The following is a 24,018-nucleotide window of genomic DNA, read 5'->3' as shown; positions in this document are numbered from 1 at the left end:
GATTATGACCTATCTTCAGTAACGTAGCAACAAGTCTAAAAGCAGGAGTCACTACAGTAAAAGGTGACTCCACAAACACTTAAATCAACTGGAACAGTTTTAAGTGGAGAAGTAGATTAAATATTGTGACCGTATAATTGACCTCTAGAGTGGATTACAGATATTCGGATAGTTTCAAGCAAATAGAGGAGGAAGTACTATAATCTATGAGCTTTTGAAACATTGTAAAAATGTTATCTTATTACTCGAACAAAATTATTCAAGACAAATTCATTATAATGGAATAATAAAAGAAATATATATTAAATTCAGTGAGATGACAGAACAAATTCAAAACAAGGAAGTTTCAAGTATCAACGTAGATTTTTTAAGTATTATACGGCAATTTGTTGATGATACAACGGAGTATAATAGTCCTGTAATAAGAGAAATTGAGAAGATAAGCAAAATATTAGATAAAATAAAAACTAGACAATGAGAGGAGGAATTGTAATTGGATATTAATCAGCCCCTTACAAATCCAGATTTAATAAGAAGTCTTGAAAAATTAAAACAAGAATATAATCAAACAAATGAATATCAATTTTTTAAGGATATTTTGGAAGCCAAATTTTTAGCACCCGTTATTATTAACCCTTCTCCAAACACCAAAGGTGGTAAAGCTATATTAAATGAAAACACAACTTTAACCTTAATTAATATTACAGATGTGAATGGAATTGATTATTTACCTGCATTTACTGATTGGGAAGAATTAAGAAAATGGAATCAGGATGACGATATTCAAACTCTTATTTTTACATTTAAAGACTACGAAAAGATTATTTTGGAAGATAATAGAGATTTAAAAGGATTTGTTTTAAATCCGTTTGGTCAAAATATTATTTTTGGTAAAGAACAAATTCAATCTGTAAATAACAGCGTTATAAAAGTTCAAAAAAATGAATCTGTTATGTTGGGAATACCTAAAGATTATCCACTTGAAATGGTAGAAGCATTGAAAAACCATTTACCTAAGTTACCCTCTGTAAAAAAAGTTTATCTTATGTTAATGATAAGAGGAGAGGTTGACAAAAGCTATTTATTAGTTGTTGATTCAAATGGAGAGTACAATAAAATCTTTGGAGAAATGGCAGAGATTGCAACTAAATATTTAAAGCTTGAGGAAAAATTAGATTTTGTTCCATTTGCTGAAGAATTTGGTAGGAATGCTGTAAAAGATCAACAGCCATTCTATAGTAAGTAAATGAAATATATTCTTTTAACCATTACAGAAAGTGCTTAAGTTATGAAATAACTTAAGCACTAATGAAAGAGTAGTAAAGATGATTACCTCCACCTCGAGTAGACAATAAATAAGAAGAGTTTTTATGGTCTTATATTCTATTAGAGAAAGGCCATGAAATCTTTTAAAATAGATATTTTCATAAATTCATCTGCTGTAGATAGGAATATAATACCTTGAATAAAGGTTAAAAAGGCAGTCAAAAACATAGAAAATAACGGTGGAGGAATAAAATAATGAATAACTTAAAACAAGGCATTTTAGAGATTAATAAAGTTTTAATCACTCCTAATTGTAGATTAAACGAAGTTATTCTGGAATTTAATAAAGATGATATCAAGATAATAAAAGTAGATGATGAAACTACGGTGGTAAGACTTTTAGCACCTGTAAAAATAGGCACTAAAAGTTTCGGGATAGGTATTTTCTTTGAAAATGAAGTGATTTGGTCTATTGATCTTAAAGTAGCTGACCCAAGTATAAATGAGTGGGATTATAAAGAAATGCTTGCGCAACATGGTGATTGGCTTGTAGAACAAATAGGACATCCAGCAGGGATATTATCAGAAAATGTATATGAGTGGGGCAAAATAACACAGTGGGATGATCCTAGATCATGTACTGCAGGTATAAGTATAGTATATTTTCAAAAATAGTATGGTGATTGAACAGAGATGACTTTGGGATTGATCCAAGGTCATCTTTTTAGAGTCAACTGAAGAATGAAGAAAAGAGAAAGCAATTAAAGGTATGCCAAAAGAAAGAAACTGGGAAGAAGATAAGGTTGAATTCGCTAAGAAAGATGACTTAAACCAATCAGAGAAAAATAGTTTAGAGAAGTGGAAGAAAGAGTCTGAAACCTCATTATCTGAAACAACGATTAATGCTCTTAGAATAGGGGTATCTGTTCTAGGAATTCTGATTCTTATATACTCACTGTTCTTCTTATTGGCGTTCACCTTTGACCGTATTACAGTAACCGAGTGGAAGGCAATGCCAACTATAACAAAAGACAGGCTATTTGTAGTAGAAGACAAAGAAGACTCAACATTTAACCAAAAGTCGTATGGTCAACCAAAAGGTATATCCATAGCAGACTTAGTTAAAATTGAGTTCTTATTAATCGGATTAAGTATCTGTTTATTAAATGGTTGGATATATGCTATTATAACGGCTATCATTCAAGGTGCAAACTCAGTTCAAAGTTACTTTAGTCAATTGTTTTAAGTAAAGGGGTATTGTGTTGAAAAATAAACGGTTTAAAACTATTTGTATTGTAGTGTTTCTAGTATGTACGTTCCTAATCATAGGTATAGGAACGTACAACGAGATACAAATCAGACAACATGGTAAGTCGAGTATAGCAGAAGTCGTAGACAAGAAAGAGTATATGTCTAAAGGGTTTAAGACTTATGAAATAGAGTACAGAGTAGATGGTGAAACTCACACAGGTAGCGTAAGTAAGAAACTTTATAAACGTTTAGACATTGGTTCTCACATTGAGGTTATAGAGTACAAAGGAAAGACTACTCTATTCGAAAGTTACGATTCAAACTGAGGGGTATGAAAAGTGAGTCATAGACGTAAGAAAAAGAAGAAACCTCTAAACTTAAGAAAATCACAAAATAAGGTAGAACCCAGTATACAAGAGGAGAAACCAAAAGGGAAGAACAGTAACAAGTTAGTTGAAATCCTTATTGGTATTCTTATCTTTCCTGTTATTATATGGGCAATATTAGAAGGCTCTAAGACAACCTTTAGTAAGAAGACAACTCTTTTGATTATAAGTATTGCCATTCTCATCTTAGTAGGGGTAGTTATAATTGGAGACAAATAAAAGGGGCATTATTATGAGCGAAAAGAAGAAAATAGAGTTAGAAAAAGAAATTGATGACTTAAAAGAAACTGAAGACATAGAAGAAATTGATGAAGACGATGATAGTGACATCATTATACTAGACAGTAAAGATGGTAGTAGAGTTTATTACGTTGACCCAGACGATTATGAAGAGGAGGAACTTAAAGACCTCGATACGATACGTGATAGATTAGATGAACTATTTGCAGAAAAGAAAAAGAAGAAAAAGAAGGCTTGGACTATCACTGGTATTATCGTTGCACTCTTTATTGGCATATCTATGCTAGAGGGGTATCAAAACGATAAACTGATTGAAAACGGTTTTGTTTATGAAGCACCTATTATAGACAAGGCAATTAAAAAGAAAAATTTCTTTTCTGTACATCCTACATTATACCTATATGTAGATGGTAGACTTGAAAGTGTATGGGTGAGTCAAGATGTGTATGATAAAGCACGTAAAGACGATAAGATTCATATTGTTGAGGTAGAGAAGGGTAAAGGTGAAATTAGAACAGACCCTAGATATGAAGATGACGAATTAATAATAGAAAGAGAACCTGAGTAATCAATCATATAGGGGTAGGAATTAGAGGTGTAAAAAGTTGAAACAGCGTAAAAACATATGGAACATACTGTTAAGAGTATTGATGATTATACCTATTGCAGTTGCCTTTACTTTCTATCCTCTCATAGCCAAAGAACATACTGTTTCCGCAAACAATGGTGATTATAAGAATTTGAAACAGTATGAAGGTAAACGTCAAGCAACTCTAAAATCAATCTTTATTGTATATTTTGAAGTTACTTGACGTTTACGTGTATTTGGTGCCGGATTGGCTTTAATACCATCATTGTTCGGATATTTTATTTTTTTCAAAAAGAAAAAGAGTTAATTCAATATTGAATACTAAAAAAAGTTCCTTTTTGCTCTACTTTCAGTTTATCTATGAAACTATAGTTACCACGTTAATAAAGCCAAAATAACAAAAGAATCCTATAAATCTAATGGCACTAAAAAAGTCCATTTAAAGAGAAAAAGAAGCAAATTATCTACTATGTAGTTGATAATTTGCTTCTTTTTGTTGCATGCCCTGCTAAGCTAGGCACTGCTTACTGGTGATAGGTAAGAGCCAAGCCAACTAGCAGCTAATAGGTAACTATGGAGAAGCCCTAAGAAAATAATTTCTAGTAGGAGTGCGAGCGAATCAGCAGACCGTAACATAAAGTGAACTATTTATGACTGTATATCAATAATTATGTATTTATAGCACCGTGTTCTATAATGAATATATATAAAACCTTAAGTAGGAAGGTCGGTATCTTATGACACAATCTAATGTAGTTAAACTTACTTCACTATCATCCAAGGGAGGCTGCGGTTGTAAAATTGGTCCAGCAGATTTAGCGCAGGTGATTCGTACACTTCCTCCGGCAATGCCAAATCCTGATTTGCTTGTGGGACTTGATACGAGTGACGATGCGGGGGTATACCGCCTGAATGATGACTTGGCGATTGTACAAACTGTTGATTTCTTTACGCCAATTGTAGATGATCCGTATTCGTTCGGACGGGTGGCGGCAGCTAATGCTATTAGTGATATATATGCGATGGGCGGTAAGCCGTTGACTGCGCTTAATATTGTTGCTTTTCCTATTACGACATTGGATAAGCAGATTTTGGCGGATATTTTACGCGGTGCTGGTGATAAGCTGAAAGAAGCAGGAGCGACGCTTGTCGGCGGCCATTCAATTGATGATAAGGAGCCGAAATTTGGGCTTGCTGTAACTGGAATCGTTCATCCGAACAAAGTACGGACGAATGCGGGAGCGAAGAACGGAGACAAGCTGATCTTGACAAAACCAATCGGTGTCGGTATTTTGACGTCTTCCATTAAGCGTAATTTGCTGAATGATGAAGAAATTGCCCGCGTAACGCAGGTAATGACAACGCTGAATAAAACGGCAGCGGAAACGATGGAGTCTTACAATGTACATGCTTGCACTGATGTTACTGGGTTCGGTTTGCTTGGACATGCATCGGAAATGGCTAAGGGCAGTGGTATGGGACTACGCATTGTGAAAGAGCAGGTACCTGTTTTGCCGCGAGTGAGAGAGCTTGCGGAAGCGGGCGTGATTCCTGGAGGAACGAAAAATAATTTTGTTCATTTACAAGGTACGGTGAATTTTCCGGAGACAATGGATCAAATTGACCAATGGATTTTGTGTGATGCGGTTACATCTGGCGGACTGTTGATGTCTGTGACTGGCGAAGAGGCGGAATTGCTTCTGGCGGATCTGCAGAAGGCTGGCGTGGAAGCTTGCATAATCGGTGAAGTGACAGAAGATCATCCAGGTCAAATTGTTGTTATATAAGCAATCTATATTGTAGAAAGGCGGAAGGATCAGTGTTCCAAGATATCACTATTGATGAGTTATTGGCTTTGCATGATAAAAAGGAGCTTGTGCTGGTCGATGTTCGGTCACCTTCGGAATATAAGGATGCTACAATCCCAGGCAGCTTAAATATTCCACTGTTTAATAATGAGGAAAGAGCTGAAATTGGGACGATTTACAAACAAGTTAGCTTTCAAGCGGCTAAAGAACGCGGTCTTGAAATTGTTTCGGCGAAGTTGCCGGCTTTCGTTAAGGAATTTGGCCAAATTGATGCACAAAAGGCTGTATTTTGCTGGCGCGGGGGCATGCGCAGCAGGACGACGGCCACTGTTTTAGATTTAATGGGAATTCAAGTTTATCGTCTACAGGGAGGCGTCCGCGCTTATCGCAAGTGGGTTGTTGAAACGCTTGATCATCTAGAGCTCAAACAGGAAACTTATGTTTTGAACGGTTATACGGGATCAGGGAAGACTACCATTCTACGACGTCTGAGAAAGGAAGGATACCCTATTCTTGATTTGGAGGGGATGGCTAACCATAGAGGTTCCATCTTCGGACAGATTGGACTTGAACCGCACAATCAGAAAACGTTCGAATCTCTTCTTGTTCAAGAGGCCCTTCATTTACAGCAAGCACCATATATGTTAGTTGAAGCGGAGAGCAAGCGAGTCGGGAAAGTAATGATCCCCGATTGTATTTTTGAGAGAAAAGAACAGGGAATACAATTATTTATTGATATGCCTGTAGAAGAACGAGTCCGACATATTTTGGAAGATTATTGCCCTTGGGAGCATCAAGAGGAATGCATTGAGGCTTTCCGAAAAATTAAAAGACGTATTCACACACCTGTCGCAACAAAGATTAACAATGATTTACAATCAGGTAATTTTGATTCAGCGGTGCAATTGTTGCTTGAACATTACTATGATCCTCTTTATGAACATACGGCGAAACACTATCCAGAGGAACGTAGGCTCACTATAAAAGTGCAGAATGTGGATGAAGCGGTGGAGGCTATTCGAGATATTCTCTCGATTCCGTTCAAGTAAATGTAAAGTAGAGAAGATGGTTCTAGTATTCTGTTAAAAAATAGTTGTAGACTGGAAAGGTGTTTTCTATACATGAAAGCACCTTTTGTTAACATAAAACCAATGTATCACAAGAACTTTCCATTCACATAATCAATGTTATCGGAAGTCAATGTTGTCGTTAGTTCGGATTCGACTTTTGTATAGTTGACGAAATTTGATGAAAGAAATAATCCTCCAAGGTAAGATATATCCCAGCGCTACAGTTATAAATAGTGCTGCTTCTGTCTCTGGACCTAGCCATTTTAAATAATCACGAAGTAAAAATCGAATAATAAATACGATGAGAAAGGTAATGGCAAAGCTCTTGTTTCTTACAGCATAAATATGCTGATCGGATCGGAGTTCGTAGTTAGTGGTCCAAATAAGTGGAATTGACAAAAGGAACCCAAAGATAGCTGCACAAATCCATTCCCAGACAGCGGCATGTACATTTGGATTCAGGATTATGAAAACACTAGGTAATAGTAGAAATAATATGGGTAAGAGAAGACGGGTTCCGTTTCCTTTAATAGGACGATACATTGCCCTAGTTCTACGCCATAAGACCAACGCAGCAACTATGATCACAATAGAGTAAAACGAAGAAGAATTCATAATCTCACCTCTATACATAGTGTATTTCAATTATTTATATGGGAAGTACAGGTGAGTGAGTACCAGTAATCGTTTTAATTGGAAAAATATAAAACTACTTTATGAATATCATATATAGAATTTCGAATTTAAATTGAAGTGATTCATGTTGAATATTAATGAGGAGAGGAAATAAAAGAATGGAACCTAAAATAGTAAGCATTCCAGCAAAAAAAATTGTTGGGATTAAGAGAGAAACAACTTTTGCCACAGATCCCGAAGTCACAAGAGAAATATGGAAAACATTTATGCCATTAAGAAATCGTATTCCTCATAGAAGTAACTCTTGTTTCCTTTCTATAAAGGTGTTACATACACCTTTAAATATGAATGATATAAACTATGCGTATGAAAAGTGGGCTGCTGTTGAAGTTGAGGATTTTGAAACGGAGACTTTTTCGGAACTGTCTACGCATACCTTAACAGGCGGCTTATATGCTGTTTTCATCCATCAAGGAACGGCATCTGATATGAGTACTTTCCAATATATTTTTCAAGAATGGTTGCCGAATTCTAATTATAGTTTAGACGTAAGGGAACATTTTGAAGTTATGGATGATCATTATCGTCCGGATGATGTAAACGCAAAAGAAGAGGTATGGATACCAATAACATATAAGGATCGTGAAATAGATTATTAAAATGAAAACATGTACGCAAATAGAATTGATAAAGAGATAGGGGGAAGATGAAAAGACGTTATCCTTTTCTATAATTCTATAGAAAGGATAACGTCTTTTCGTTTTAGAGATAGATTAATATCCTAGAATATCTACTTCTGCTGCTGAGGCATATCCGTTCATTCCGTTTACTACCTCTAATTTTACATATTTAGTAGATACGGGATCAAATGTTGCAAATTGTTGGTTCTTGTTATTTTCCCATGTTCCAGAAGCTGCCTTTTGATAGTTAACACCATCCGGACTTGTGTAAATGTTGTAGTTTAAAATACGACCATTTGCACAGTTATCTTGTCGAGGAAGATATGCTAATTGAGTAATTGTTCGCGTATCACCAAGATCTAATGTTAAACTGTATGGATATTGATTCTTTATGCCCCATTTGCTATGCCAAATTGTATCTGGATTACCATCAATCGCATTGCTAGCAGGATCATGCCATGATTCTTCGCTGTTTGCAGTTGCTTTCATTATTTTTTTAGATAATACAGCTAGCGGTTTAACAGGTTTAGAATCCGTTGCTTCCCAAATAGGAGCAGTCAATGTCGGATAATGTAAAGCTTCTATTTTTTGTCTTGTTTCTTCTGACGCTTTTAATCCCCATTGATCAAAAAACGGAAGTAAATTTTGTTTTGCTACTTTGGATGTATTATAAATAAATGCTTGTATTTTCTCTTCATCGGTTTGTGGAAGTTGAGTATCTGGTAATTCACGGTATAATTTGTGAAGATTAGGATAAAAATCTTCACCGTATGCTAAATTAAGTTGCCAGATCATAACAAGTTTCACAAACAAATCATCGATATTTTTATAATCTTTATCTGTTTGTTGTAAATATGTAAAGGCCCTATCGTAATCTCCCTCTTTTTCTAAACGTGTTGGTTCATTAGGGAATAATTGCTTTTGTGCAGCTAAAGAATATAGATTAACAGTTACTTCACCCATACCTCTAAGATCATTCCACGTCCATGGGTATTGTTGTCTTGCATGTCCTGCTTCATGCATCTGTCCCCAGCCAAATTCATTTACATTTAACATACTTTCGCTGGCGTTCCCAGCAGTAGTAAATACGGCTCCATCAAGGGAGGCATACATTCCCCAATCTGATTTGTTAGGGTTTTCTACAAAAGCCCAAAGGCGATGAGTTGGTCGATGTAAAGGATTAGGGTCTGTTTCAGATAACCCTGATATCTTATCTTGTGCTCGAATCATTTCATCATATTTTTCTAAAAGAGGAACAGGATCTTGATCTACGATATATTTTTTAGCACTATCCTGAGTAACAGTGAGTACCGCTTTCTCTGATTTTAGTTGGACGGCATGCGCATCTGGGTATGCATTCATCATCGCAATCCAGTCTTCTTTCGTATGCTTCCCTAATTCAAAGAATGGAACAGGGCTCCCGCCTTGTGTTACTTTTACGTGAATTGTTCCTGCATTTTGATAGTTATCAAATCCTAATAAGCCACCATTTGGAGAGGAAATGGTATTAGAGCCGGGAGAAAGAGTCAATTCTTTACCCCATTCTTTATCGTATTGATGTGTACCAATAATAGCTCTAATTGGTTGTGATCCTGACACTTCAATTGTAACTTGTTCATTTGGTTTGACATAGATTCCGGTTGGAGCAAAGGTTTTTTGATTTGCTCTTTTTTCTCTTTTTGCTTCATCCCAATAACTCCCTGTAGCTGGAAGATCAAATTCTCTCTGTTCATATTGAGTTGCGGTTTGCGTAGCAGCTGTTTCAGCATGAACAACGACATGATTTGTCATGATAGGAGTAAATAGTGTAGTTGTTAAAATAGCAGAAGTTGCAAATACTTTTATTGATTTTTGTAACATATGAAGCCTCCTTTTTTACATATTTCTTTCATTTCAAATCCATTTTACTCATTAAAAGTAAGATTGTATATAAATAATTTTTATATTTTGATTATAAAATTCAAATAGGAATTTCTTCACTCTGTATTTAGCAATCAATATGTAAGAAGTACTTAAGCAATGTAGTGTGGTCACTATAAAATTGTATTTATGAATAGAAAATTTTTTTATCTAATATATACAAAAAGAACCTTAAAAAGGTTCTTTTTGTCGGGCATAAAATAAAAAGGGGAGGGAGCTTACAATCACACAATGTCGGTATAGGAGTCTGAAAATTCAGTTTATTATAGGAGCAACATTCCCAACATCTATATGATTATTATTTATAATAACAGTAAATTTTTAAAAAAACAACAAAAAAACTGAAAATTTTTCTTTTTTCGACATTTTCATACATGTATTCCGCATTAACTGCCAGTAAGACTTCCAACTCAAGATTCAGATGGAAGTTTCACTTTATGTACTGAGCGATCGTTTGCTGTTCAAGAAAATAATGTAGAATAATTTGTTGCAGCATATGAAACAGACAAAGAGTTCCTATTTGATATAAAAGCAAGAGATAGATAAGATGGAAATAAAGCAACACTAGTTACAAGTAAAGAAATAGGTCAGAAGTAAAAGAAGTTATGTTAGTCTTCTATTCTGTGAAGGGAGAATATGATATGAAGAGAATGCCAAATTGGCTTATGCAAAGAGCTTTTTTAACACCGGAGCGTACCGCGATTGAAACGAAAGAAAGTACACATACGTTTTTGCAGCTTCATGAAGAAGTTCTTTCACTTTGTGAGCATCTTGCTTATTTACAAGTGCAAAAAGGTACAAAAGTGGCTGTTCTGATGAAAAATAGTATGGAGATGGTAATAACGATTCATGCCCTTTCTTATATGGGTGCAGTAGCCATCTTGCTGAATACACGTCTTTCAAGAGAAGAGCTACTTTGGCAAATGGAGGATGCAGAAGTTTCTTGTTTGCTTACGGATGAAGATTTCGAGGCAGAGCGAGTACCGGTATACTTGTTTACAGAACTTACGGCATTGCCAAAACAAAAAGTAACTGTGCAGAATGAGTTTGTTTTAGAAGATACAATGACAGTTATTTATACGTCAGGTACAACAGGAAAGCCAAAGGGCGTTATGCTTACGTACGGGAATCATTGGTGGAGTGCAGTTGGTTCTTCTTTGAATTTAGGGCTTCGTGAGGATGATTGCTGGTTAGCGTGTTTGCCGTGTTTCCATGTAGGCGGGTTATCACTTTTAATGAAGAATATTATGTACGGTATGAGGGTGTTACTTGTTCCGAAGTATGATCCGGATTTTATTCATGAAGCGCTGCAAACGAGAGGCGTAACGATGATTTCAGTCGTATCTAAAATGCTGACGGATTTATTAGAAAGGTTGCAAGAAGATACTTATCCAGCGTCTCTTCGCTGCGTATTACTTGGCGGAGGACCAGCTCCAAGGCCGTTGTTAGAAACGTGCGTTGCAAAAGGAATTCCAGTGTATCAGACGTACGGTATGACAGAAACATCTTCGCAAATTTGCACATTGGCTGCTGATTATATGCTAACGAAAGTTGGTTCGGCCGGAAAAACATTGTTTCCATGTCAGCTTCGCATTGAACAAGGTGGAAGAGAAGCTGGGGTAGGAACTGCCGGGGAAATTGTTGTGAAGGGGCCAAATGTAACGGGTGGTTATTTTAAGCGTGAAGAGGCGACGAGAGAGAGTATTCAAGACGGCTGGCTGCATACTGGAGATATTGGCTATTTAGATGAAGATGGCTTTCTTTATGTGTTAGATCGCCGCAGTGATTTAATTATTTCAGGCGGAGAGAACATATATCCAGCGCAAATTGAGGAAGTCTTGCTTGCACATCCGGCTGTTTCGGAAGTAGGAGTAGTTGGAGAAAATGATGAAAGATGGGGACAAGTTCCTGTCGCATTCGTTGTGAAATCAGAAGAGGTAACAGCGGAAGAACTACTCGCTTTTTGTGAAGATAAACTAGCGCGGTATAAAGTGCCAAAGGCAATTTATTTTCTTTCTGAGTTGCCGCGCAATGCTTCAAAAAAATTATTGCGCCGTGAACTGCGGCAGCTGGTGGAGGAAATGTAAATGCGTATTACAAAAGCAATACTTTACCTAACAGAAATGCCGCTCGTTATTCCATTTGCTGCAAGTTACGGGACGTATGAAAAGCGTGAAAGTATTGTAATTGAATTAATAGATGAAGAAGGACGAAGCGGATGGGGAGAAGTGGTTGCTTTTTCTGAGCCATGGTATACAGAAGAAACAGTTGTAACAGCATTTCATATGCTGCAAGATTTTTTGTTGCCAGTGTTATTTGAACAGCAGCTTTCGCACCCTGCTGATGTCGCATCTCTTTTTCAGCATATAAAACGTAATAATATGGCGAAAGCAGGAATAGAGGGTGCATTATGGGATTTGTATGCAAAGCGTGAGAATCAATCGCTTGCTGCGCTGCTTGGCGGTGTAAAACGAGAAATTGAAGTTGGGGTTGTCATTGGCCTTGATACAGTTCCAAACATGTTAAAACGTATTGAAACGTATGCAGAAGAAGGCTATAAACGTTTTAAAGTGAAAATCAAACCAGATAATGATTATGTGTTGCTTCATGAAATACGAAGAGCGTTTCCTACTATTCCATTAATGGTAGATGCGAATTCTGCGTATACGTTAGATGATATGAAGCAATTGCGGCGATTGGATGAGTTTGATTTAATGATGATCGAACAGCCGCTAGCAGATAACGATTTCCTTGATCATGCCCGTTTGCAAAAGCAAATGGAAACACCGATTTGTTTAGATGAAAGCATTCATTGCTTAGAAGACGCAAGGGTAGCGATTACACTTGAAAGCTGCCGTATTATTAACATAAAACCTGGACGAGTTGGCGGATTAACAGAGTCCATTCGTATTCATGATTATTGTCAGCAGCATGGTATTCCAGTTTGGTGCGGAGGCATGGTAGAAATGGGGATTTCCCGTGCGCAAAACATTGCACTTGCATCGCTGTCTAACTTTACAATTCCAGGCGATATTTCAGCTTCAAACAGGCATTGGAAGCAAGATATTATCTCACCGGAAGTAACGCTGAAAAATGGAAAAATTGTTATTCCGCAGCAAGCAGGGTTTGGTTATGACATAAACCGGGCAAGACTAGAAGAGATAACGAAACAATGCATTGTATGTGAGAGGTGAACATATGCAAAAGCATGAAAAGGAGCTGCGTCATATACAAACGCGTTTATTAGACACACCGTTTGTGAAAGTGGCGTACATCTTCGGATCTCATGCAAGAAAAGAAGCAACATCTTCTTCAGATTATGATATTGCAATTGAGACAACACATATTTCAGTAGGTGAGTTTCAATGGCTTTGGTTTCAATTGATGGAGGAGCTGGACGGGACAGGTAAAGTGGATGCGGTTCATTTGAATACATTGTCTAATAGCGAACTGAAGCGTCATATTTTACGAGAAGGAAAGTTGTTTGCGCAGCGTATATGAAGTGAAACTTCCATCAGTGGGGGTCTTACTGCCCGTTAATGCGGGATAAAGCACTAGACTGAGCATAAAGATTTTGAAAGAGAAAAAGGCTCTCCTTTGTACGTAAGGAATGAGCCTTTTCATTTACTTTCGATAACTATGTAAAACATACAGGCATATGATATACCAAAGGGATTTCACTTTTTAAATGAGAATATCTTAGTAAAAGAGAAAAATATTATAAAAGGTGTGAACTGAACTGTTTTTGGATACAGTAACATTGGAATTTGTTCATTTAAATTTCATGATAAAGGAGAATTTTAATAATGAACAAAGATAATCTGCAGTTTAAAGAACTACAGCAAGCTGATTCTACGGAAGACCCAAAATATAAAGAAAAAGTACCTTGGAAGTTAGGAAGACATCTAAAAGATAAGCACATAGAGAAGTTAAGTACATTAATAACAGATTATCATCAATGTATGTTTCAGTTATTAAATGATAAGGGTACTCATACAAAGCAAGATTGAAGTATATAAGCCACTTATGATTTGGGCTATGATAATGAAATACTAGTCACATAAATTTTTTATATAAAAATGTAAGATAATAAAGTGTATTTTCTCAACAATCGCATAGTCATAAGGAATACACTAGCATATAATGATAAAGGATTTTGAGAAAAAAGTGAGGTGGAACTGTTTTATGAGTAATCCGAGTATAGGAGAGTCGGACATGGCCCCGACGTCTGAGGAAGTCATACAACTGAATATCCGAAGCGGGTTACTGTGTAAAAATAGTTACCGCTTCATATAAACTTTGGAAAGATGGCTTCCTCTATAAGAGAGGAGGTTTGTACAATGGTACAAAAAATCTGGAAGCAAATTAAAGGACAAAAACAAGAAACTACGAAAATCCAAGGTTTTGATATTGACTTAAACCAAGAAAGCTTAACACGTATTGACCGACTTGTAGATCGCTACGAGTCAGAAATACTTCACCAGCTTGATAGTGAATACACACAACGAACAAAGTGGGCAGACCGAATAGCTGATAAAATTGCACAGTTTGGCGGTAGCTGGCGATTCATCATCTGGTTTGCATGTTTTCTTGCTGGGTGGATTATTTGGAATGGCCTGCCTATCACAAAAGGAGCACACTTTGATGCCCCGCCGTTTATTTTATTGAACTTATGTTTATCTTTTATAGCGGCATTTCAAGCACCCGTTATTATGATGAGCCAAAACCGTCAAGCTGCACGTGACAAACATGAATCTGTTATTGACTTTGCGATTAATTATAAAGCAGAGCAAGAGATTGATAATATGCAAAGCCGCTTACACAATATAGAAAGCGAATTAGCGGAAATTAAAGAGCTGTTGAAACAATTAAAAAAAGAATAAATATATTACCTTTTAAAAGAGTAAAAGCTAATCATTTACAGGATATAAGTAGATGATTAGCTTTTTTGCATTTTATCCCGCATGAACGGGCAAGTAAGCCCCTCGCCTTAAAAGTGGGTAAGATAGATAGGTGGGGGATGAAAAAAGTACTGATGGAAGTTTCACTTTATGCAGGATAGATTAGAAAATCAATCTCGTTTGAAAACAAGCCTGTTTTTAAAAAGAACAAGCTCTTATTCCCATTCGAAACATAGGATAAATGGAATCCACTTGAAAGGATCCCACAAATGAAAAGGATTTTTATTAAAGGAGGAATAGAGTAATGAGTGAAAGTTGTGATCATGGACATGGGCATGGGCATGGGTTTCGTCATCACGGCAGTGGCTTTGCGCTTGTAATCGTATTGTTTATTTTATTAATCATCATTGGTGCTGCCTGCTTCTGTGGCGGTGGCTATGGTGGTGGCTTCGGCTATGGTGGCTACGGCTACGGCGGTTATGGTGGTTTTGGCTGCTAATAAGTTAAAAACTATTGAAAATAGCCTTGTGCCCTGCACAAGGCTATTTTATTCACAGTTTAATATGTTGTGATAACTTTTGAATGTAAAATGAGCGAATTAGGAAAAAGGAAATGACTTCGACTATTCCAAAGAGGCTTAATACTAACATAGCTTCTTTTGTTAAAGAGAAAGAGAGTGTACTTTGTATAAATTTAATTGCAAATATTGTATGAATAGAAGCAATAACATAAGGAACGAAAAATAGTATGGCTAATTGAATTGTTGCCGAACATATCATTTCAGACTTTGTTAATCCAATTTTTGTAATCGTCTTATATTTTTCTGCTTCTCTCGTTAAATCAGTATACATACGGAAGTACAGAACGCTTCCTGCTCCGATAAAGAAAATAATTCCAAGAAATGTACCAGTGAAGAGGTAAGCAACATTCCATCGCTTTTCTGCATATAATTCATCGCTGGCAGTATAAATATGAAAGGAACTTTTCTGGTCATGCTTCGTTTGCTGATCTGGATTTGGAAGTAAACTATGTGCATCGGCATCGGTCATATGCAATATGCGCTTTGTAAGCGGAAGCGTATTTTCCCAATTATCCACTTGGAAATTATAAAGTGTAATTGGTTCGAGGTGTGGAATTTCGTTGTTTACAGCCTCATCCGACAGTACGATAAGATATACCCAAGCATGTTGCGGTATAATTGGCTTATTTGCTATTTCTTTTATACGAAATTGTTTTTTATTAGATTGTAACGTAATATTTTCTTGCTTAAGAAAAGGATTTGTTAACAATTCTAATGTTACAGGCGAATATTTTGGAATAACATATGTTTCGTTGTTAGCTAGTTGAATTTGAGAACGATTTAGAAATTTAGCAAGAATATTATAGTCGCTTTGTTTCATAATCCAAATATCTTCGTTAGCTGCCATATCTTTATATACAACTGATTTATGCTTTTGATATGTAAATTTGTCTGTCATTAATTCATTTTCTAGTGTTGTAATATGCTTCGTTTCAAATGGATTCCCTTCGTAAGATGCGTAAGTAAATGGAAAAGGAAATGATTCAATTATAGAAGCCTTTGTGTGTTTATTAAGAGCGTATAATGTTGTAATAGTGGTAAAAGCAACTGCAGATAACACTGTTACAATGAAAAGCATATTAATATTGACACGAACTCGTGATGCCAAATCGGATATCCAAAGCATATTTGTTTTTTTCATATAAAAGCGTCGTCGCTTTTTTAATATCCAAATGAACAGGAAGCTAGCTTGTGAGAATAGAAAGTATGTCCCAACTATAACAAGAGGAATAATGGCTAAGATAATGAGTACACCAACTCCATTTGTTAAGCTTTCTTCTGTTATATAACTTTGTGGATAAGCCGCAAAAATATAACCTGAAAGTAAACACAGTAAACTAAAAATTGAAATGACAATGGAAGGCAGTTTTTCCTTCTTTGTACGAATTCCTCCTTTTAGAAGACGAGTTACTTTCCGTGTTCGAATTAAAGCAGGTGTAAAGACTGATACAATAATAAAAAGGATGAGAAATGTTGTTACAGTTGTCCAAATTGCTTCTGATGGCCAATATAAATAAAGGCCGTTAACACCTGAGATCTTTGAGGTGATTAATAAGAAAAAGTTAGAAAACACAAGACCAACTTGAATGCCTACAAAAATAGAAAGCAATCCAATCAGCATATTTTCTAAAAAAATAAGTCGTTTCAGTTGTTTGTTTGAAATACCTAAAATCGTTAAAACACCAAACTGCTTATTACGTACTTTTAAAAACGCTCCGATGGAGTACAACAAAAAGAAAAAAGAAAACAGTACAATTACAACTTGGGTAAAGCCAACTAAATTCATAAGAGGTCCGGTATCTTTGTAGTTTTGTATATTTTGCAGGCGTGGATGATATCGGTACACAGCAAATGAAAAGAAGACCGTAATGGAAAAAGAACTACTTAAAAAATAAGCAAAATAAGCTCTTGAATTACGGACTACATTTCTTAAAGCAAATTGCCAAAATTTCATCCACGTCTTCCTCCTAGTAATGCTAATACATCTAATATTTCTTGATAGAACTTTTCACGGTGGAGACCGCGGTGCAGTTCATTGTAAAGTTCACCATCTTTAATAAAAATGACGCGACTGCAATAACTAGCTGCAAATGGGTCATGTGTCACCATTAAAATAGTAGCTCGTTCCTCTTTATTTAACTTCGTAAATAACTCCATTACATCGATAGCTGCTTTAGAATCTAAGTTTCCTGTTGGTTCATCAGCAAGCAATAAAGATGGCTGATGAATAACAGCACGGGCTACTGCCGTACGCTGTGCTTGTCCTCCTGAAATTTCAAAAATTCGTTTATTTAAAATGTGATTGATTCCGAGTTTGTTTGAAATTGTATCTAGCTTCTCATCCATTTCAGAAAGTGGAACATTATCTAACGTTAATGGCAGAATGATGTTTTCACCAATTGTTAACGTATCTAATAAATTAAAGCTTTGAAACACAAATCCTAACTCTTGCCGGCGAAACACAGCTAATTTTTCATTGCGAAACGTATGCGGCTGTTTTCCATTAATAAATACTTCTCCTGATGTAGGAGAATCAATTGTCGAAATGACATTTAATAAAGTTGACTTGCCGCTCCCCGACGGGCCCATAATGGCAACAAATTCGCCTTTATCCACGTGTAAATTAATATTTTTTAAAGCGGTATGAGGGACTTTTCCCTCATATACTTTCGATACATTTTTAATATGTAGTACTTCGTCCATATGTAAATCACCTTTCTAACTATGCTTATCTTTCATTACAGTTTCATATGGCATATATAGTGAACGAATGAATGGAAAAAGAGAATTACCCTTCATACTCTTCTGTTTTGTTTATTACAGCGTTATGGAAAATAATTTTGATACTTGTACCTTTTCCAACTTCAGATTCTAATTTTATAGAATGACCTAAATAAGAACAAATTTTGCTAACAATATATAACCCCATACCAGTAGACTCTCCAAATATTCGTCCATTTTTTCCAGTATAAAACGGTTCAAACACACGGCGAATATCTTCTTCCGGAATTCCGACACCTTCATCCCGAACTTCAAAAACAATATCTTTTCCACTTTGAGAAGCAGATAAGAATACTTTTTTTCCTCTTTCTCCTGAATAACGCACGGCATTTGTCATTAATTGATAAATAATGAATTTTAACCATTTCGCATCAGAAGTAACCATTAAATCAGAATGTACTTCTAGAACAGGAAAGACACCGCTTCTAATAAACAGTTCTTTTAAGTTATTTATATTTTTCGTTACCGCATCTTTTAATGAAATGGTTTCCACGTGGAAATCTTCATGGAAGTTCGTTAACCGTGCCATATATAATGCCATATCCAGTCCTTGATTTAATCTCTCTAGCTCTTTTTTAAACTTCGGAATGAGATGTTCGTCTTCCATTTCAAGCGCCATCAGCTGCATAACAGAAACGGGTGTTTTCATTTGATGAACCCATTGATTAATAAACATTTGATGTTCTTGCTGTTTGACTTCATATGTTTGCAATTCTTTCTGAAATAGACGATATTGTGTACGAACAAGTTCATTTACGCTATGCGGCATAGGGGCAGTTGCTCGTTCGATGAACGCATCTTCCATTTTTTCAGGTGGTTCACTTAGTCTTTTATACAACCTGCGATTCCGAACGTAGCGATAAGCAAGAAAGCAGATGAATAGATACATACTTAACACAATAAAATAGAATTTATTGTTTTGAAATCCATCAACGGCATCATACAAAGCGAAGATGATGACAAAGTTTACAATATAAAGAAGTAAAAAACCAACATGATCACGTAAAAATAACTTCATGATTTATTCACTCCAAGTTGTGTTAAAGCGATAGCCTAAGCCGCGTACTGTTTCAATGGCATTTTCAATTCCAAGTTCAGTGAATTTTTTCCGAAGACGCGTAATATTTACGTTTAATGTATTTTCTTCGACAAAGCTTTCATCATCCCAAAGTGCAGATAATAAATCTTCTCGGTTTGCTGTACGAGGATATTTTGATAGGAGCATTTCTGCTAGAATTGCTTCTTTCTTTGTTAGTAATACTTGCTCATTTCTAAAATGAAGCTCTGGTCGTTCAGGATATAGTTTTAATCCTTCCACTTCAACAATACGTTCTGACATACTTGGTGCATAGTCACCGTAAATGCGGCGTAATTGGCCTTTAATTTTTGCCATTACTACATCATAGTGGAATGGCTTTGTAATATAATCATCCGCACCGCTTTCAATCGCCATAATTTGCTCCATTTCACCAGCGCGAGCTGAAATGAAAACAATTGGGCAAGTGGATTCATGGCGAATTTGACGACACCAGTAGAAGCCATCGAATTTCGGTAAATTTACATCTAATAAAACAAGGTGTGGTTTCACATTGTTAAATGAAATCATAATATCATCAAAGTTATCAGCAACAATTGCTTCGTAACCGTATTTTTGAATGTGAGATTGTAGTAAAGATGAAATATTAGGATCGTCTTCTACAATTAAAATTTTGTACATATGGAAAATCCTCCTCTAACTTTGTGTATGTATAGTGTAACATGTGTTTTCTCAGTTTTCATTATGTCAAAATCATACCTATTATACAGTGTGGATGAAATTGACAGATTCGAAAAATGAATTTAATATTTAGATAAATATCTAAATGTCTAATTAGTGAAAGGAAGAAGAACATTGAACCAAGCATTTAAAGCGTTAGCAGATCCGACCAGGCGCAAAATTTTAGACCTATTAAAAGAAGGCGACTTAACAGCGGGAGAAATTGCAGAGCATTTTAATATGACAAAGCCGAGTATATCGCATCACTTAAGTGCGCTCAAAAACGCAGAGCTCATTCAAGATGAAAAAAGAGGACAGTTTGTGGTGTATTCATTAAACACGACCGTTTTTCAAGATTTACTAACTTGGGTGTTTACGTTTACGGGTAGAGGGGGAGAAACGAAATGAAGAAACACATTTTTGCCATTATACTTATTGGTATAACAATTTTTGCTTGGATTATTTCTTGGCCGCATCTTCCGAATACAATCGCTACGCATTGGAGTGGCGGCACCGCAGATGGCTATTCTTCTAAACTAAATGGAATGTTGTCGATGGTTGGGGTTATGATTGGAACTTATATATTACTCAATGTTCTTCCAAAGATTGATCCCAAGAAAGACAATTATAAAAAATTCTCGAAAGGTTTTACAATGATCACGTATAGTGTCCTCTTTGCATTGTTTATTGGGAATATGGATATTATTGCGACTGGATTAGGCTATGATTTACGAATAAATCGTGTTTCAGAATTGATTGTTGGTATTTTATTTTTAGTGATCGGTAACTATTTACCTCAGTGTAAACCGAATTTCTTTGTTGGGATTCGTAATCCGTGGACATTAAGCAATGAAGAAGTATGGCGTAAAACCCATCGTTTTAGCGGGAAAGTATTTATTATTTTAGGGATTATCATGTGCTTAAGCATTTTTGCTCCTGCTCATTGGAGATCATATATCGTACTGACTGTCATTTTGGTTGGAGTGGTAATCACAATGCTATATTCTTATTTTGCTTATAAGAAAGAGATGAAAGTATGAAAAGAAGGTTCTTTTCTAAAGGAAAGATATTTATATTAATATATAGATAAAATATTATTTTGTGATAATTCTTTTAGGATATATAATACAGCCCTTATATCAGCAATCTATTTATTATATATTATGAAAACGGTCAAAAAGAAAAAGCCACTCTTCCATTGAGAAGAGTGGCTTTTTTCTAATCTTACATAAATGTAATGTTTATGTAAGAGAAATAGATAGTGTGGCATTAGTGGCGGTGTTATAGTAACAAAATACTTAAGAAAATCATTTTAATATAATTTTTATAGAAGATATTGCGACTTATATAATAATCATGTTTGTGTAAGGGGGTTCGATCGTGGCAACAGTAATGATGAGATAAGGTAAAGTGAGGGATATAGTAATGAAAACAGTGCTAGAAGCAAATAATATACAAAAAATATATGACACCGGTGGAAATAAATACGAAGCGTTAAAAGGAATTAACTTACAAGTGAAAGAAGGCGAGTTCGTTGGAATTATGGGGCCGTCTGGATCGGGTAAAACAACGTTATTAAATGTTCTTTCTACAATTGATAACGCAACGAGCGGTGAAATTTTAATTGATGGAAATGATATTGTGAAAATGAATGATGATAAATTAGCATTATTCCGTCGTGATAACTTAGGCTTCATTTTCCAAGATTATAATTTATTAGATACGTTAACAGTGAAAGAAAATATTGCGCTTCCACTTGCGTTATCAAAAGTAAAAGCAGGTGAAATTGATCGCCGTGTTCTTGAAATCGCGAAAAAAATTGGTATTGATCATATTTTAGATCAATATCCATACCAAGTATCTGGCGGACAGAAGCAGCGCTGCGCAGCCTCTCGCGCTATTGTTACAAATCCAAGTATGATCTTTGGAGATGAGCCAACAGGTGCGTTAGATTCTAAGTCTGCAACTGACTTATTAGAGAGCTTGAAATCATTAAATGAATATGATCAATCGACAATTTTAATGGTCACGCATGATGCATTTGCCGCAAGTTATTGTCAGCGTGTTATTTTCATTAAAGATGGTGAGTTATATAAAGAACTGCACAAAGGAGAAGTAACGCGGAAGCAATTTTTCCAAGAAGTACTAGATGTAATGTCTATTATCTCTGGAGGTATAGTAGATGACGTTATCTAGTATTGCCCTTCGCAATATAAAGCGAAACTTTAAAGATTATGCTTTATATTTTATGTCGATGATTTTTAGTATCGTCATTTACTTTACCTTTGCAGCACTTCAATATAATACACAAATGGAAAAAGCGGCAGAAGGATCAAAGAAAATTAGCGGGGCATTCCAAGTCTCTAGTGTAATGCTCATTATTTTCGTAGCGGTATTTATTATTTATTCCAATAGCTTCTTTACACGTAAACGAAAAAAAGAAGTTGGGTTATATTCTTTACTAGGAATTCGGAAACGCCAAATTGGAAGAATGCTGTTTTATGAAAATATGTTAATGGGATTAATGTCCTTAGTAATTGGTATTGTGATTGGTAGTTTACTGTCTAAGCTATTTCTGGAATTACTAGTAAGCTTAATGGGACTCGATTTACATGTTCATTTTGAAGTGCCGTTAGCAGCGATTACGAATACGGCAGTTGTGTTTTTTGTTATTATTTTGTATACATCGCTGCAAGGGTATCGTTTAATTTATCGATTTAAGCTTATTGAGCTATTCCGCGCTGAGCGTGAAGGAGAACAAATGCCAAAAGGGTCTATTATTATGGCATTTATCGCTATATTCTTAATTGGTTCTGGATATTTCTTATCACTTATGTTTACGAAAGCTATTAAATACGCAGACTTCATGATGATCGCATTTTATATTCTATTTGCAACCGTAATTGGTACGTATTTATTATTTAAGTTCTTTACAGTTGTCGTTTTAAAACGCTCAAGAAATAATAAATCATCCTTTTATAATGGAATGAATATGGTAACGACATCTCAGTTGTTATACCGCATTAAAGGAAATGCAAAATCGCTTGCAACCATTGCTATTTTAAGTGCAGTAACATTAACAGCCGTTGGTACATCTGTCACGATGTATTACAACACATTCACACAAGCGAAAGATTATACACCGTATAGCTTCTCTTATGAGAAAAAGGATGAGGCTTTAGAACAGAAAGTGAATGCAATCTTTGAGGAAGAGAAGAAGCATAATCCAATTAAAGAGCAGTTCGAAATTGAAATGGTGCCGGTGAAAGGGAAATTTGAAGGTGAAAAAGCTGATATAAGTATGAATGCTCATTATATGATGACAGAACAATATCAACTTGTGTCACAATCCGCCTTTAATACAATTGCGAACAAAATGGATACGGTAAGGTTAACCGCTGGAGAAGCTTTCGTATTGGATGGCACGTATATTGAAGGACATGAATTTAGTACAGTATATACAGGAAATAAAGCGGTATTTCCTCTTGGAAATGAAACGAAGGCATTAACAATTAAAGGTGTTGAAGGTCGTAATGTTACGAACTTAGGAGAATTAGTTGTTGTTGTTCCAGACGACGTATACGAGCAAGCGAAAAAGGTAAATGGAACGAGAGTTGTTAAAAATATTAATGTGAAAAATGAGAAGAATAGTAAGGCATTAACGGAAAAATTAACAAAGATTATGCCGAGAGAGCCTGAACCTGCACCGTCATTTAGAGATTTCTATACAGGATTTAAAGGCGGAATGGAAGCAACTGGTCTGATGATGTTCATCAGTACTTTCTTAGGAATGGTATTCTTACTTGCAACAGGTTCTATCATTTACTTTAAACAATTAACAGAAGCAAATGCAGACCGTGATCGCTATGTTGTTCTTCATAAAATTGGGGTAACGAAGCAAGAGATGAAGAAGGCAATCGCAAAACAAATTCGCTTTATTTTTGCGATCCCATTAATCATTGGAATTTTGCATAGCTTATTTGCGCTAAAAGGATTGGCTAACTTATTGCCATTTGAAATTTTAATTCCATTATTAATGAGCATTGGAGTATATAGTGTGATTTATATTGGCTATTACTTCTTAACGGTTCGTTCTTATTTTAAGATTGTAAGTGAGAAGTAGTAGAAAAGCAGCTATTGGTATGGGCCATAGC

24 protein-coding genes and 1 pseudogene are annotated in these 24,018 nt (G+C 35.6%); 19 read left to right on the top strand and 6 right to left on the bottom strand.

Annotated features, from left to right (window positions below):
• Positions 1-493 precede the first annotated feature (493 nt).
• From NKR74_RS20790 to mnmH, 8 genes are all read left to right on the top strand, one after another.
• Positions 494-1,246 (top strand): enhanced serine sensitivity protein SseB, encoded by a 753-nt coding sequence (locus tag NKR74_RS20790; protein WP_098306474.1) that lies wholly within the window; start codon positions 494-496, stop codon positions 1,244-1,246.
• 275 nt (positions 1,247-1,521) lie between these two features.
• Complete coding sequence (locus NKR74_RS20785) at positions 1,522-1,941, top strand: hypothetical protein (protein WP_098306476.1); 420 nt, start codon at positions 1,522-1,524, stop codon at positions 1,939-1,941.
• A 94-nt stretch (positions 1,942-2,035) separates the two neighbouring features.
• Complete coding sequence (locus tag NKR74_RS20780) at positions 2,036-2,512, top strand: hypothetical protein (RefSeq protein WP_098306478.1); 477 nt, start codon at positions 2,036-2,038, stop codon at positions 2,510-2,512.
• A gap of 343 nt (positions 2,513-2,855) precedes the next feature.
• Complete coding sequence (locus NKR74_RS20775) at positions 2,856-3,122, top strand: hypothetical protein (protein WP_253630720.1); 267 nt, start codon at positions 2,856-2,858, stop codon at positions 3,120-3,122.
• A complete protein-coding gene (locus NKR74_RS20770) occupies positions 3,109-3,711 on the top strand; it encodes a hypothetical protein (RefSeq protein ID WP_253630719.1) in 603 nt (200 codons plus the stop codon). Before NKR74_RS20775 ends, NKR74_RS20770 begins: the two co-directional genes overlap by 14 nt.
• Positions 3,712-3,748: 37 nt before the next feature.
• Positions 3,749-3,955 (top strand): hypothetical protein, encoded by a 207-nt coding sequence (locus NKR74_RS20765; protein ID WP_253630718.1) that lies wholly within the window; start codon positions 3,749-3,751, stop codon positions 3,953-3,955.
• A 514-nt stretch (positions 3,956-4,469) separates the two neighbouring features.
• A complete protein-coding gene (gene selD / locus NKR74_RS20760; protein WP_253630717.1) occupies positions 4,470-5,519 on the top strand; it encodes a selenide, water dikinase SelD in 1,050 nt (349 codons plus the stop codon).
• A gap of 32 nt (positions 5,520-5,551) precedes the next feature.
• Positions 5,552-6,589, top strand: coding sequence for a tRNA 2-selenouridine(34) synthase MnmH (gene mnmH / locus NKR74_RS20755; RefSeq protein WP_253630716.1), 1,038 nt, complete (start codon positions 5,552-5,554; stop codon positions 6,587-6,589).
• A 138-nt stretch (positions 6,590-6,727) separates the two neighbouring features.
• On the opposite strand, the gene NKR74_RS20750 is transcribed toward mnmH, so the two are convergent.
• Positions 6,728-7,225: a CcdC protein domain-containing protein gene (locus tag NKR74_RS20750; protein WP_301287734.1), complete on the bottom strand. Its 498-nt coding sequence runs from the start codon at positions 7,223-7,225 to the stop codon at positions 6,728-6,730.
• Positions 7,226-7,404: 179 nt separating this feature from the next.
• Here NKR74_RS20750 and NKR74_RS20745 point away from each other — a divergent pair, with 179 nt between their 5' ends.
• Positions 7,405-7,905 (top strand): GyrI-like domain-containing protein, encoded by a 501-nt coding sequence (locus NKR74_RS20745; protein ID WP_253630714.1) that lies wholly within the window; start codon positions 7,405-7,407, stop codon positions 7,903-7,905.
• Between the two features lie 114 nt (positions 7,906-8,019).
• Here the strand turns inward: NKR74_RS20745 and NKR74_RS20740 are convergent, their stop codons facing one another.
• Entirely contained in the window at positions 8,020-9,786 is a 1,767-nt protein-coding gene (locus NKR74_RS20740) for a M60 family metallopeptidase (protein ID WP_253630713.1), read from the bottom strand.
• 701 nt (positions 9,787-10,487) lie between these two features.
• On the opposite strand from NKR74_RS20740, the gene NKR74_RS20735 reads away from it, so the two are divergent.
• The 6 genes and pseudogenes from NKR74_RS20735 to NKR74_RS24205 all read left to right on the top strand — a co-directional run.
• Entirely contained in the window at positions 10,488-11,933 is a 1,446-nt protein-coding gene (locus NKR74_RS20735) for an o-succinylbenzoate--CoA ligase (protein WP_253630712.1), read from the top strand.
• Positions 11,934-13,040 (top strand): o-succinylbenzoate synthase, encoded by a 1,107-nt coding sequence (gene menC / locus NKR74_RS20730; protein WP_253630711.1) that lies wholly within the window; start codon positions 11,934-11,936, stop codon positions 13,038-13,040.
• A 4-nt stretch (positions 13,041-13,044) separates the two neighbouring features.
• Entirely contained in the window at positions 13,045-13,347 is a 303-nt protein-coding gene (locus tag NKR74_RS20725; protein ID WP_253630710.1) for a nucleotidyltransferase family protein, read from the top strand.
• 305 nt (positions 13,348-13,652) lie between these two features.
• Positions 13,653-13,856, top strand: a complete 204-nt coding sequence (locus NKR74_RS20720; RefSeq protein WP_253630709.1) for a hypothetical protein — start codon at positions 13,653-13,655, stop codon at positions 13,854-13,856.
• A gap of 330 nt (positions 13,857-14,186) precedes the next feature.
• Complete coding sequence (locus tag NKR74_RS20715; protein WP_098306506.1) at positions 14,187-14,729, top strand: DUF1003 domain-containing protein; 543 nt, start codon at positions 14,187-14,189, stop codon at positions 14,727-14,729.
• 322 nt (positions 14,730-15,051) lie between these two features.
• Positions 15,052-15,171: pseudogene (locus NKR74_RS24205) on the top strand (YjcZ family sporulation protein); the annotation flags it as partial.
• A gap of 127 nt (positions 15,172-15,298) precedes the next feature.
• Here NKR74_RS24205 and NKR74_RS20705 read toward each other — a convergent pair.
• From NKR74_RS20705 to NKR74_RS20690, 4 genes are all read right to left on the bottom strand, one after another.
• On the bottom strand, positions 15,299-17,281 hold the full coding sequence (locus tag NKR74_RS20705) for an FtsX-like permease family protein (RefSeq protein ID WP_253630707.1): 1,983 nt from the start codon (positions 17,279-17,281) through the stop codon (positions 15,299-15,301).
• Complete coding sequence (locus NKR74_RS20700; RefSeq protein WP_098306512.1) at positions 17,278-18,030, bottom strand: ABC transporter ATP-binding protein; 753 nt, start codon at positions 18,028-18,030, stop codon at positions 17,278-17,280. The genes NKR74_RS20705 and NKR74_RS20700 overlap by 4 nt, the downstream gene beginning before the upstream one ends.
• Before the next feature lie 85 nt (positions 18,031-18,115).
• Positions 18,116-19,126, bottom strand: a complete 1,011-nt coding sequence (locus tag NKR74_RS20695; protein WP_098306514.1) for a sensor histidine kinase — start codon at positions 19,124-19,126, stop codon at positions 18,116-18,118.
• A 3-nt stretch (positions 19,127-19,129) separates the two neighbouring features.
• Entirely contained in the window at positions 19,130-19,825 is a 696-nt protein-coding gene (locus NKR74_RS20690; RefSeq protein WP_098306516.1) for a response regulator transcription factor, read from the bottom strand.
• A 174-nt stretch (positions 19,826-19,999) separates the two neighbouring features.
• On the opposite strand from NKR74_RS20690, the gene NKR74_RS20685 reads away from it, so the two are divergent.
• From NKR74_RS20685 to NKR74_RS20670, 4 genes are all read left to right on the top strand, one after another.
• On the top strand, positions 20,000-20,272 hold the full coding sequence (locus tag NKR74_RS20685) for an autorepressor SdpR family transcription factor (protein WP_154710781.1): 273 nt from the start codon (positions 20,000-20,002) through the stop codon (positions 20,270-20,272).
• Complete coding sequence (locus NKR74_RS20680) at positions 20,269-20,904, top strand: SdpI family protein (protein ID WP_253630706.1); 636 nt, start codon at positions 20,269-20,271, stop codon at positions 20,902-20,904. Before NKR74_RS20685 ends, NKR74_RS20680 begins: the two co-directional genes overlap by 4 nt.
• 385 nt (positions 20,905-21,289) lie before the next feature.
• Positions 21,290-22,060 (top strand): ABC transporter ATP-binding protein, encoded by a 771-nt coding sequence (locus NKR74_RS20675; RefSeq protein WP_253630705.1) that lies wholly within the window; start codon positions 21,290-21,292, stop codon positions 22,058-22,060.
• Positions 22,047-23,987, top strand: a complete 1,941-nt coding sequence (locus tag NKR74_RS20670; RefSeq protein ID WP_253630704.1) for an FtsX-like permease family protein — start codon at positions 22,047-22,049, stop codon at positions 23,985-23,987. The genes NKR74_RS20675 and NKR74_RS20670 overlap by 14 nt, the downstream gene beginning before the upstream one ends.
• The last annotated feature ends 31 nt before the right edge of the window (positions 23,988-24,018 follow it).

This window comes from Bacillus sp. 3103sda1, from assembly GCF_024159135.1.
GTDB lineage: Bacteria > Bacillota > Bacilli > Bacillales > Bacillaceae_G > Bacillus_A > Bacillus_A rhizoplanae.
This window is presented reverse-complemented; position numbering and strand designations above follow the sequence as displayed.

What these genes read in the sequence shown, in the direction of transcription:
- NKR74_RS20785 (WP_098306476.1), top strand. Translation starts at nt 1,522, where the DNA reads ATGAATAACTTAAAACAAGGCATTTTAGAGATTAATAAAGTTTTAATC.
- NKR74_RS20780 (WP_098306478.1), top strand. Translation starts at nt 2,036, where the DNA reads ATGCCAAAAGAAAGAAACTGGGAAGAAGATAAGGTTGAATTCGCTAAG.
- selD (WP_253630717.1), top strand. Translation starts at nt 4,470, where the DNA reads ATGACACAATCTAATGTAGTTAAACTTACTTCACTATCATCCAAGGGA.
- NKR74_RS20750 (WP_301287734.1), bottom strand. Translation starts at nt 7,225, where the DNA reads ATGAATTCTTCTTCGTTTTACTCTATTGTGATCATAGTTGCTGCGTTG.
- NKR74_RS20745 (WP_253630714.1), top strand. Translation starts at nt 7,405, where the DNA reads ATGGAACCTAAAATAGTAAGCATTCCAGCAAAAAAAATTGTTGGGATT.
- NKR74_RS20740 (WP_253630713.1), bottom strand. Translation starts at nt 9,786, where the DNA reads ATGTTACAAAAATCAATAAAAGTATTTGCAACTTCTGCTATTTTAACA.
- NKR74_RS20735 (WP_253630712.1), top strand. Translation starts at nt 10,488, where the DNA reads ATGAAGAGAATGCCAAATTGGCTTATGCAAAGAGCTTTTTTAACACCG.
- menC (WP_253630711.1), top strand. Translation starts at nt 11,934, where the DNA reads ATGCGTATTACAAAAGCAATACTTTACCTAACAGAAATGCCGCTCGTT.
- NKR74_RS20725 (WP_253630710.1), top strand. Translation starts at nt 13,045, where the DNA reads ATGCAAAAGCATGAAAAGGAGCTGCGTCATATACAAACGCGTTTATTA.
- NKR74_RS20720 (WP_253630709.1), top strand. Translation starts at nt 13,653, where the DNA reads ATGAACAAAGATAATCTGCAGTTTAAAGAACTACAGCAAGCTGATTCT.
- NKR74_RS20715 (WP_098306506.1), top strand. Translation starts at nt 14,187, where the DNA reads ATGGTACAAAAAATCTGGAAGCAAATTAAAGGACAAAAACAAGAAACT.
- NKR74_RS20705 (WP_253630707.1), bottom strand. Translation starts at nt 17,281, where the DNA reads ATGAAATTTTGGCAATTTGCTTTAAGAAATGTAGTCCGTAATTCAAGA.
- NKR74_RS20700 (WP_098306512.1), bottom strand. Translation starts at nt 18,030, where the DNA reads ATGGACGAAGTACTACATATTAAAAATGTATCGAAAGTATATGAGGGA.
- NKR74_RS20695 (WP_098306514.1), bottom strand. Translation starts at nt 19,126, where the DNA reads ATGAAGTTATTTTTACGTGATCATGTTGGTTTTTTACTTCTTTATATT.
- NKR74_RS20690 (WP_098306516.1), bottom strand. Translation starts at nt 19,825, where the DNA reads ATGTACAAAATTTTAATTGTAGAAGACGATCCTAATATTTCATCTTTA.
- NKR74_RS20680 (WP_253630706.1), top strand. Translation starts at nt 20,269, where the DNA reads ATGAAGAAACACATTTTTGCCATTATACTTATTGGTATAACAATTTTT.
- NKR74_RS20675 (WP_253630705.1), top strand. Translation starts at nt 21,290, where the DNA reads ATGAAAACAGTGCTAGAAGCAAATAATATACAAAAAATATATGACACC.
- NKR74_RS20670 (WP_253630704.1), top strand. Translation starts at nt 22,047, where the DNA reads ATGACGTTATCTAGTATTGCCCTTCGCAATATAAAGCGAAACTTTAAA.